The sequence below is a fragment of the Bacillus sp. AFS041924 genome (assembly GCF_002577195.1).
Classification (GTDB): Bacteria; Bacillota; Bacilli; order Bacillales; family Bacillaceae_G; genus Gottfriedia.
Window position 1 is genome coordinate 1 of sequence record NZ_NULG01000099.1, and the last position, 10,313, is coordinate 10,313.

10 protein-coding genes are annotated in these 10,313 nt (G+C 34.0%); 2 read left to right on the top strand and 8 right to left on the bottom strand.

What is annotated here, in order from left to right; all coding sequences use genetic code 11:
- Positions 1 to 339: 339 nt before the first annotated feature.
- The 7 genes from COC46_RS17360 to COC46_RS17390 all read right to left on the bottom strand — a co-directional run bounded on the left by COC46_RS17360 (position 340) and on the right by COC46_RS17390 (position 7,486).
- A complete protein-coding gene (locus COC46_RS17360) occupies positions 340 to 1,125 on the bottom strand; it encodes a polysaccharide deacetylase family protein (RefSeq protein WP_098811180.1) in 786 nt (261 codons plus the stop codon).
- 217 nt (positions 1,126 to 1,342) lie between these two features.
- Positions 1,343 to 2,611, bottom strand: coding sequence for a peptidase (locus COC46_RS17365; RefSeq protein ID WP_098811181.1), 1,269 nt, complete (start codon positions 2,609 to 2,611; stop codon positions 1,343 to 1,345).
- A 6-nt stretch (positions 2,612 to 2,617) separates the two neighbouring features.
- Positions 2,618 to 3,265 (bottom strand): 3-oxoacid CoA-transferase subunit B, encoded by a 648-nt coding sequence (locus tag COC46_RS17370; protein ID WP_369700064.1) that lies wholly within the window; start codon positions 3,263 to 3,265, stop codon positions 2,618 to 2,620.
- Positions 3,266 to 3,276: 11 nt separating this feature from the next.
- Entirely contained in the window at positions 3,277 to 3,906 is a 630-nt protein-coding gene (locus tag COC46_RS17375; RefSeq protein ID WP_255294951.1) for a CoA transferase subunit A, read from the bottom strand.
- A gap of 65 nt (positions 3,907 to 3,971) precedes the next feature.
- A complete protein-coding gene (locus COC46_RS17380) occupies positions 3,972 to 5,300 on the bottom strand; it encodes an aspartate aminotransferase family protein (RefSeq protein ID WP_098811184.1) in 1,329 nt (442 codons plus the stop codon).
- 401 nt (positions 5,301 to 5,701) lie between these two features.
- Positions 5,702 to 6,490, bottom strand: a complete 789-nt coding sequence (locus tag COC46_RS17385; RefSeq protein ID WP_098811185.1) for an SDR family NAD(P)-dependent oxidoreductase — start codon at positions 6,488 to 6,490, stop codon at positions 5,702 to 5,704.
- Positions 6,491 to 6,505: 15 nt separating this feature from the next.
- Complete coding sequence (locus tag COC46_RS17390) at positions 6,506 to 7,486, bottom strand: MBL fold metallo-hydrolase (RefSeq protein ID WP_098811186.1); 981 nt, start codon at positions 7,484 to 7,486, stop codon at positions 6,506 to 6,508.
- A 283-nt stretch (positions 7,487 to 7,769) separates the two neighbouring features.
- Between COC46_RS17390 and proC the strand changes: the two genes are divergently transcribed.
- Entirely contained in the window at positions 7,770 to 8,609 is an 840-nt protein-coding gene (gene proC, locus COC46_RS17395) for a pyrroline-5-carboxylate reductase (RefSeq protein WP_098811187.1), read from the top strand.
- A gap of 78 nt (positions 8,610 to 8,687) precedes the next feature.
- Positions 8,688 to 8,939, top strand: coding sequence for a hypothetical protein (locus tag COC46_RS17400; RefSeq protein ID WP_098811188.1), 252 nt, complete (start codon positions 8,688 to 8,690; stop codon positions 8,937 to 8,939).
- Between the two features lie 83 nt (positions 8,940 to 9,022).
- Here the strand turns inward: COC46_RS17400 and cbpA are convergent, their stop codons facing one another.
- Positions 9,023 to 9,670 carry a cyclic di-AMP binding protein CbpA gene (gene cbpA / locus COC46_RS17405; RefSeq protein ID WP_098811189.1) on the bottom strand — a complete coding sequence of 216 codons (648 nt, stop codon included), beginning with the start codon at positions 9,668 to 9,670 and terminating at the stop codon, positions 9,023 to 9,025.
- Between the last annotated feature and the right edge of the window lie 643 nt (positions 9,671 to 10,313).

Sequence of the window (10,313 nt, forward strand, 5' to 3'; positions counted from 1 at the left end):
ACTTGAGCCTCCTTTAGCAAGCCTTTAGGGGTCTCAAGTTTCCCGCATTTCCCATAGGAGTCTTCGCACCTTCCATTTCAATTAGTCTCGATTAACTAGAAATCAACAATTAATATTAACAGAGCCAAATAAAAAAAGATAAAATTTTGCTACGTGAAATTTTATTATGTCCTTTCAATAACGACCAATCTTAGTTGTTAAAACAAATAACGCTCAATTCTGTTTGGTTAGAATTGAGCGTTTTTCATTTTCAGATTAACAACACTATTATTAGCATTTAAGATTCAGACAATTAAGCTGTATTTGTTCTAAAGCTAAATGGGCTAAGAGAAAACTCTATCAATTTTCAAAAATAGTCTCAGTCTCCCTAAAATTTACAATAACCTTTGCCTGTCCTTCTACAAGCTTTGCAAATTCGTCCATAGTAGTAGCATACTTAATATAGATTCTAGGTAATCGGTAGTTTTCATTCTTTGTACCTTTTTCAGTATAATATTTGGGTTCAGTCGCCACTGCATATGTATAATACTTTTTCGTTTCTTCAATTACTTTATCATTATAATTACCATACGGATATGATAAAGCTATGACAGGCTTTCCAGTAATTGTTTGAATTTTATCTTTCGAATCCTTCAACTCATGCTTATAGTTTTCTATCTTCCTTAAATCAGGATGAGTAGCAGTATGAGATTGGATCGAAAACATCCCTGAATCAGACATCTTTTTTAAATCCGAACTAGAAAGTCGGTCCACCCATCCAATATAGTCGGATATCGCAAAAATTGTTGCCTTTGGTTGAAATAAATCCGATTTCAATTTTTGAAATATTTTATCTACATTTAAATTATTTTTATAACCGTCATCAATCGTAATAAATATAGGTTTCTTTACTTTATTACGATCTCCCCATTGTTCAAAGGTTAATAGAGAAAAGCCATGATCACGTAAATAAATCATCTGTTTTTCAAAATTTTCTGGTGAGACAAACAAATCCTTTACCCCATGTCCTGTAAATTCATCGATTGAATGATAAATTAAAATTGGAATTTTTTCCGCAGCATTTGTCCTTCCTGGCAGCTGTACACACATAAATAGACATAGAAAAAATAAAGTTATCTTTCGCATATAAGTCCTCACTTTATCTTTTTACCCATTAGTGTTCCAAATTCCATTTTAACTATCAGTATTTTATATACGTTGAGGAGCCACTTTATGTTTGTTGCAAGTTAAGGATTTATTACCTAATTGACTACACAAAGAACCTTAGAATAAATTCTAAGGCTCTACAATCATGAATAGAAAATTCTTTAGTCAATCGATGAAAGATCTTTTACCCAAACATTTATTCATCTACGCCACACCACTCTAGTAAAGTGTAGGCAATTACTTTTGCACAACGAAGTAATTCATCTAAATCAATGTATTCATTTGGATAATGTGCAACCTTCGTTTCACCTGGTCCAAATATAATAGTAGGAATTTGTTTTATTTGAGTAAATAATCCACCATCCGTACCCCATGGAGAGGCTTCAATAATTGGTTCTTTCTTATAGACTAATTGATAGGATTTTTTTAGTGATTCCATAAACGGATGTCCAAGATCGATACTACCAGGTAACCATCTTGCACCAAAAAATTCAACCTCTACTGGATTTTCAATAAACCAGTCATCCATTAAGGAGAGTGTTTTTAGCCATTTTCTTAATTCGATTTTAGCATCTTCAATTGTTTCCATTGGTGAAACGCCTAGTCTTCCCTCAAGAATAACTAGATCAGAGACAGATGATGGCCAAGTCCCCCCTTTTATTTTTCCAATATTAATTGGAATTGGGATCGGCACATTTTTATAAAGAGGATCATCTTGTAATCTTATATTTCGTACTTTTTCTAATTGATGAATATGATTTATAACTGATATACTTTTTTCAATCGCACTAACCCCTTCATATCTCGTTCCACCGTGTGCAACTTTCCCTTTTACTTTCACTCGAAACCAAACACTACCTTGTTGTTTCGGAAATATTTTCATTTTTGTCGGTTCTGGTATGAGAACTGCATCTGCTTCGTATCCTCGTAAAATGGCTGCTAGTGTACCTGCCCCTCCACTTTCTTCTTCTATAACACTTTCAAAATATACATCACCTTTTAGACGAATATTTGATTTTTTAATTGCTTCAATTGCTAAAAGAGCAGCAACATTTCCGCCCTTCATATCAGTTGTTCCTCTGCCGTATAATCGATTACCTATCAATTTACCGCTATACGGATGATGTTCCCAACTACTTAACTCACCTTCAGGAACAACATCGATATGTCCATTTAAAATAATCGACTTACCATTTCCTGACCCTTTTAAAGTAGCAACGATATTGGGGCTGTTTTTAAATGAAGTTCGTTCAGAAATAAAATAGGACGATTTTTTTAATTCCTCAAATGATGGCTCCCATTGATCAATATCTAATCCAAGTGCCTGTAAATAATTCGAGACAATCTTTTGTGCACTTGCTTCGTTTCCTGATACAGTTTTCTCACGAACAAGACGTTGAAGTAATTCAATTGCATTACTTTTATTTTTATCAATATATCCATTAATTTTTGTTTTTAAATCCAATTTTGATCACTCCCAACGATGAACTATAACATTTGGGTTCACAAGTAATGGTGCACCAGTTTTCTCAATTACATCGCTGACTAAATATGGAGACATAACTTCATTTAACCAAAGCTCTCCACTTTCTTTCTTCACTTCAATTACGGCCATTTCAGTAATGATTAAATCTACACAATTTGGCGATGTAAGAGGCAGTGTGCATTCAGACACTATTTTCGGATCACCATTTTTATTTGTATGATTCATTAAAACTATTACTTTTTTAGATTTTTGAGCTAGGTCCATTGCTCCACCTATTCCCGGTACTCTTTTTCCAGGTACAATCCAATTTGCTAGATCACCATTTTTACTTACTTCTAATGCGCCTAAAACCGTTAAATCTAATAAACCTTTTCGAATAATTGCAAAAGCGATACTACTATCAAAATAGCTAGATCCTGGTATTAGTGTTACAGGTAAACCAGCAGCATTACATAAATTCTCATCTTCTTCACCTTTTTGTGGGGTAGGACCTAATCCTAGCACACCGTTTTCTGCATGAAACATAACGTTAATATCATCTGGTAAGTAATTTGGAATAAGTGAAGGAATTCCAATTCCCAGATTCACAATCATACCGTTCTTTACTTCCTTGGCTGCCCTTTTTGCCATCATTTCCCGAGGATTTATTTTTCCCAAACCCACTTCCAATTCACCCCTTCCGATTGAACAATGTGGTTGACAAATGCGCCAGGTACAATAATTTCCTCAGGCTCTAATGCCCCAAGTGGTACAATTTCCTCGACTTCAGCAATTGTGATTTTTCCGGCCATTGCTACATAAGGATTTGTATTTCGTGCACTTTTATCAAAAACTAAATTCCCAAACGGGTCTGCTTTTTTCGCGTATACAATTGAAACATCTGAAATTAATGGAGTCTCTACTAAATACTCCTTCCCAAATACATTCACCCTCTGTTTATCCACATCTATTACACTATCAATCCCTATATCTACTAAAACACCACCTAGACCAACGCCACCTGCTCGAATCCGTTCAATAAACGTACCTTGAGGACTAAATTCAATTTCTAACGTGCCATCTGTCATTTGTTTTCCAGCATTCGGATTTGATCCAATATGTGTTGTAATCATTTTTTTAACTCGTTTAGCAGTCACCAATTGTCCGATCCCGACATCAGGAAAACCAGTATCATTTCCAATTAGGGTAAGACCTTTAACCCCCTTGTTTAATATGCCCGTTATTAGTGTGGGAGGGTTGCCGATACCTCCAAAACCACCAAACATTAACACCATATCATTTTTAAAATAAAGCAAAGCTTCTTCAATACTAATGATTTTACCGAAAGTATTGATTGCCATTATACAATCTCCTTTGCCTCTTTATTTAGCGCTTTAAATACTTTCTTTAATAATGTTAGTAATTCATCTACTTGTTCATCAGTAATGACTAAAGGTGGAGAAAGCAAGAAACTATTTTCAGATCTTCCGTATGGACCACTAACTGATGGATATAGTAATAATCCTTGTTCTTTCGCAATCTCAATCACACGATTTGTTACACTTTTACAATCAAATAAATTATCGTTAATCTCAATGCCTATAAGTAACCCTTCACCTCGAACATCAAAAATAAAAGGAAACTCTTTCTGCCACTCTATTAGTTTTGATTTAATCTTTTTACCTTGAACTTTAGAATTTTGTACTAATCCATTTTTTTCAACATAGTTTAAAACAGCTAAAGCGACACTTGCGGAAAGTGGATTCGCACTAAACGTATGTCCGCTCATAACAAGTCGACTTCCTTCTAGAATTGGTTGCATGACACGATCACTTGCAATTGCTACAGCGATCGGCGTATAGCCAGCTGCTAATCCTTTTCCTAGGACTAATAGATCTGGCACACAGTCCCAATGATTCATTCCAAACATTTCGCCAGTCCTACCGATTCCTGTCATCACTTCGTCCGCGATAAGTAAAACATCGTGTTTTTCACAAATTTCTTTAATTTTTTCATAATATCCTTTTGGAGGAGTTAACGCAGCCCCAGCGGCACCAACAATCGGCTCACAAATAAAGGCCGCTACATTTTCAGAGCCTAATTTTTGGATGGTGCGATCAAGTGCAGTCGCACAAAGCAATCCACATTTTCCTGGCTCCAATTCGTAGGGACATCTTTTGCAATATGGCGCTTCTACCATTGGATAATCCTCTAGTAAACTAGTAAAACGTTTCCTTCTTAAAGGATGACCTGACATAGATAAGGATCCGATCGTAATGCCATGATAGCTCATACTTCTTGATATTATTTTCGTTTTTGTATGAATTCCTCTTTCTTGGAAATGCTGAATGGCCATTTTCATAGCTGTTTCAGTTGCTTCTGTCCCACTATTAACAAAAAAACTCCAGTTCAAATCACTAGGTGCTAGCTGGCCTATTTTTTCGGCTAATTGTTCTGCTGGCTCACTAGTAAACTGGGATCTGTAAATAAACGCAACCTTTGAAGCTTGCCTTACCATTTCATCAATTATTTCCTTGACACCATGACCGATACTTGCCGCAACAGCCCCTGAGGATCCATCAATATATTTTTTTCCTTGCTTGTCCCATAAGTAGATCGTTTCTCCTCGATCAATTGTTGGATAGTTTTCACCTACTAGCGGTTTTATTAAATAATCTCTTTTAGCCATACTACCCCACCATCTTTCACTTATATCTCATTAATATATATATAGTTGAAAGCTCATGAAGTTAGACTAATGAAAAAACATTAGCGTTTCCTTCGAACAAAATAATAATCTAGCTCAAGTCATTTTACGATTGTCATTTTTGGAAAATTGTTTAATTTAAATAAAGGCTACCCTGAAAATTAACCAAAATATTTTCATGCGCCATGGTGCGAATTTTCATTAGCATGGGTGTCTCTGTTAAAAAAGAATGTTGATTTTCCATTTCAGGTACTTCGCGACTTTAGCCTCCTTGAGCAAGCCTCCGGGGTCTNNTAATATTAACAGAGCCTAAATAAAAAAAGAGCTTCTCTAAAAAGCTCTTTTTCTATCCTATATTTTAAAGTCTCTATAAACTACTATAATCATTTTTTATTGCCGAATTTCATCATAAAATAATAACTTGCTCTTGGGAATAAAGAGTAAATCTTTGCTCCAAATCCCATCCATGAAGGTAGATCGACTTCATGAATATTATTGCCAATTAATGAAATTACTTTTGAAGCAACTTTCTCAGGGTCCAGCATCATCTTACGAACAGATTTAGCATATGATCCTGATTCATCTGCAATATCGAAAAACGGTGTATCCATCGGACCCGGATTTACATTTGTAATATAGATTCCATCTTTTTCAACTTCTTGTCTTAAGGCATTACTAAATCCTAATACGGCATGCTTAGAGCCTGCATAAGCTGCAGCCTTCGAAGTAGCAATCTTCCCAGCTAAGGAAGCGATATTAATAATATGACCCTTACCTTTTAGTTTCATAGATGTAAGTGCAAGCTTCGAACAAGTCATGACCCCAAATACATTCACATCAAACATTTGCTTCATTTCTTGAAGTGACATTTGTTCAACTGTTTGGAATATCCCGAAACCTGCATTATTTATTAATACATCAATTCCATCAAATTGTTCCTCGATTTGCTGAAATGCATCGTATACTGCATTTTCATCTGTCACATCTACAACAAAATAATGACATTTAACCGGAAAATCTTCTTGTATTTTTGCCTTTAAGTTTTTTAGCTCAGCCTCTCTTCTAGCCATTAAGACGATATTAGCGCCTTTCTTTGCTGCTGCTAAAGCTAAATCTTTCCCAAGACCACTCGAAGCACCTGTTATAACTACTGTTTGGTAACTTAACCTCAAAAATTTCCACCTCTATTATTGACTAACTGAATGCTCATTTGTTTTATACTCAAGTATACCATCATTTCGTTCATTTAAACTAATAAAACCTAAGTTTTCCAGATAGTCTAATTGACCAATTGTTTCAGATAAAGTAAGTGAAAGTTGTTTTTGATAAACCTTTGGAAATAGCATTTGGCAAACCTCATATGCAGTTAACGGTTGCTGTTTAATCATTTCGTATACTTTTTCAGCTCTAACCTTTTGCTTTTCTAATCTAGTTTTTACTAATCCTTTAATATCTGTAACTGGGTCACCATGTCCAGTATATAATTTTGAAATTGGAAGTTCTGCTATTCTTTGTAAAGAGTGATTATATTGAAGTAATGGCTTTACTCGTTTTATTTCACCATTTAATGGAGGCTCAATGATTGGATTTGACGAGACCTTATCTAATAATAAATCTCCACCAAAAGCAATGCCATCATCCTCACTAATTAAAGTGATATGGGAGGTTGCATGACCAGGTGTGTACAATACTTTCAAACCAAAAATACTATCAATTCGATCGCCTTCATCAATAATATGAGTCAATGAACGTTTACTAGTATATGGCATTTTCTCCGTCGTACGTGGCATTCTCTTTACATACTCCATAGGAACACCATATAATATTGCATTTTCAATAAAATACTCATTATAGTAATTTAAAAATGATTCATCTTGCGTTAAGTATGGAATATTTCGTTCATGGCCTAAAATCTTTATATCTTCATTAAACTCCTCTAATAAACCAGCATGGTCAGGATGATGATGAGTTAAAATGACTTGTTCAATATCTTCTAATTTATAACCGATTTTATCTAATTCCCCTTTAAGTGCGTCTAGTGTATCTGCTGTATTTGTTCCCGTATCAATTAAAGTTAATAAATCTCCTTCAACTAAAAAAACATTTACAGTATTCATTGCATAAGGCACCGGGAGTGTAATTTGGTGAATCTTATCTTCAGGGATCATTCTATTTCCTCCTTATCTGAATCTTCTTACAGTTAATTCTAATATACATTTTAAAAAATACAAATAAAGATGCATCAAATTTATTAAAAAGACAAGAGGAATGGTTAAGAAATTCAAGTCTCACAGACAGAATCAATGCCATAAAATACCTTCTTGTTCCACCTGCTTGAAAAACTTTTTTTAAAAATAGATAAAAAATAAATAAAACCAATATGTCAACAAGGAATATAACATTTATTTCTCTAATATAAATATCTATTACAATATAGGTGAGGTGAGTGTAATGTTTCTAGGAAAAATTGCGTTTATTGGAGCAGGTAGTATCTCAGAAGCATTAATTGCAGGATTAATTGATAGTGGATATATTGAGTGTGATCAAATTGCGATCACTAATAAGGAGGACTTAGAGCGTTTAGATTGTTTACATACAAAATATGGTGTATTAGCTACTACTAATCGTCAGCTAGCAATCTCTGGATCTAGTGTAGTTTTTTTAGCGATGAAGCCTAAAGATGTTGCCGTCGCACTTGATTCATGTAAAATTCATTTTAATGAAAAACAACTAATCATTTCTTTAGTTGCAGGCGTATCAATTAGTACGATTAAGCAGTTAATTGGAAATGAAAATATAAATGTTGTTCGAGCAATGCCAACTACGTCTTCATTAGTTAGGAAATCTGCCACAGCTCTTGCTTATCCAGATGAAGTTCCATTTGAAAAAGTACAAACAGCAAAAAGATTATTTGAGCGCGTTGGTATTGTCGCGAAAGTTGAAGAAGACGAGTTGCATGCTATGACTGGGTTATTCGGTAGTGGTCCAGCCTATATTTATTATGTCATCGAACAATTTGAACGAGCTGCGATGGCGCTAGGTATACATCGAGATATTGCCAAACCATTTATTCAACAAACTCTAATGGGATCGATTTCAATGCTTCAAGAAACGAATAAATCCCCTCTAACATTGAGGAAGAAGGTTACAAGTCCAAATGGTACAACTCAAGCCGGAATATCTGTTCTTGAAGACCGTGAAGTTGCTAATTCATTTTTAAATTGTTTTATTGAAGCAACTGTTCGATCACGTGAAATCCAAGAGGAATATGAAAAAATTAATAAAGTTTAATCAGCTTGTCATGACTCTCTCCTTTAGGTAATAAAATGATACAGGTAACTGTGTTGTCCTAAGGGGGAGAGTTTTCTGATGAAAATAACAAACAGTAGAGTATTACGAGCAAGTATTAAGCGTATTCTCATCACAATCGCTTTGATCGTCACATTAGTTTTAATTATTGGCTTTCTAACAATCAGTTATGTTGTTGGCAATTCAATGGTAGAAGCAAAAGAAAAACCACTTAGCTACCCTCAGGAAAGTATAACTCTCCTACTATTAAAATTCGATTCGTTTAAGAAAAATAATAGACCAAATCATGAAGTACATAATAAGCATGAATGAAACACTTGCAGTAAACGAGAAAATAAAAAGATAGATTAAATTAAAAAGAGCAAAGGGCCTCATGATTCCCCTTGCTCTTCTTGTTATTTTTGTGCTACATGACTTGTTGCAATCTCTTCATGCATAATGTGAAACTCTTTTTTAATAATATCCTTTTTCAATTTATTATAGTCTTCTTCACTAATTGTAGGTGGTAGTGTAATTAAAATTCTTCTGTAAACCGAATCACTGTCAAGTGTAATACAGCTTTTCAAGTTAGAATATTTATTAACAAGCTTAGCTAGTCTTGCTAATGCACCCTCATGTTCCATCGTACTTACAGTTAAAGAGTAACCGCCGTCCTTCAATCCCCAAGCTTCTTCTAATAACTCAAAAACTGTTTTATGTGTTAAAATCCCAACAAATTCATTTAAATCATTAACTACCGCTAAGTACGGAAAACGTTTGATCGTAAAAAACACTTTAAAAAATGGTGAATCTTCTTGTATTGGTGGACATTCTTTACGAACAAAGTCATTTACAGTTTTGCCTTGCAACGATTCGTTATCTACTAAATACTCAGCTAAATCAACACGATAAAGATTTCCAACATATTCTTTATCGTTTTCACTTAAAACTGGAATACATCGATATTTTGTTTTCTTCAATAGATCCCATGCAAATTGAGCCTCAGTCGAAACCATACAATGTACTACATCATGTTTTTTTACGATATTACCTTTAATTCTCAATAATAACCCTACTTTCAAAATTTATTTTACTAGTCATTCTTAATTTTCCTCATTTAAAAAAACATTTACGCAATTAAAAATGCAAAGTCTTATGATTGATTTTAAGCACTGTTAAACAATAGACGACGTTTCGATTTAAGCCGCTCCCTTCCCAACTTTTGAAACTCTGAACCTCCTTATTCTTTTCTCAATGTAGGATCTTTGATGCTTATGTATATGGGAATCGGCAAATCATAAAACTTTTTATTAAAACTATTAATGTTAATAGTTAACAGCGACTATTGAACAATCTCGAAGTCCTTCATAACTAATTCGCCCTTTCTCAAAATGTACCTTTTTGTTTTTGTAACTTATTCAAAATTTTCAAATAACTATATAATTTTAAATAAAGTCAACATCTTATCTATATTTATAAAAGAGGAATTCATAACACAATATTCAAAAAAACTGCAAAAAAAAGAAGAGATTTGTATCTCTTCTAAGCTGATTATAAAATCGCTGGCAGTCTATTTGGCTAATTAAGCAAACATTGTACAACTAAATAAGTAGTTCGTCGATTTCCACTCCAGGATGCTCCCTTGAGGCCACTGAAAAAGTAAATTTTAATCAAAATTTACTTTTTATGAAAAATCAATTCCCATAA

Coding starts and splice junctions, on each gene's coding strand:
- COC46_RS17390 (WP_098811186.1), bottom strand. CDS start 7,486: ATGATCCCTGAAGATAAGATTCACCAAATTACACTCCCGGTGCCTTAT.
- COC46_RS17400 (WP_098811188.1), top strand. CDS start 8,688: ATGAAAATAACAAACAGTAGAGTATTACGAGCAAGTATTAAGCGTATT.
- COC46_RS17360 (WP_098811180.1), bottom strand. CDS start 1,125: ATGCGAAAGATAACTTTATTTTTTCTATGTCTATTTATGTGTGTACAG.
- COC46_RS17370 (WP_369700064.1), bottom strand. CDS start 3,265: ATGATGGCAAAAAGGGCAGCCAAGGAAGTAAAGAACGGTATGATTGTG.
- COC46_RS17380 (WP_098811184.1), bottom strand. CDS start 5,300: ATGGCTAAAAGAGATTATTTAATAAAACCGCTAGTAGGTGAAAACTAT.
- COC46_RS17375 (WP_255294951.1), bottom strand. CDS start 3,906: ATGGTGTTAATGTTTGGTGGTTTTGGAGGTATCGGCAACCCTCCCACA.
- proC (WP_098811187.1), top strand. CDS start 7,770: ATGTTTCTAGGAAAAATTGCGTTTATTGGAGCAGGTAGTATCTCAGAA.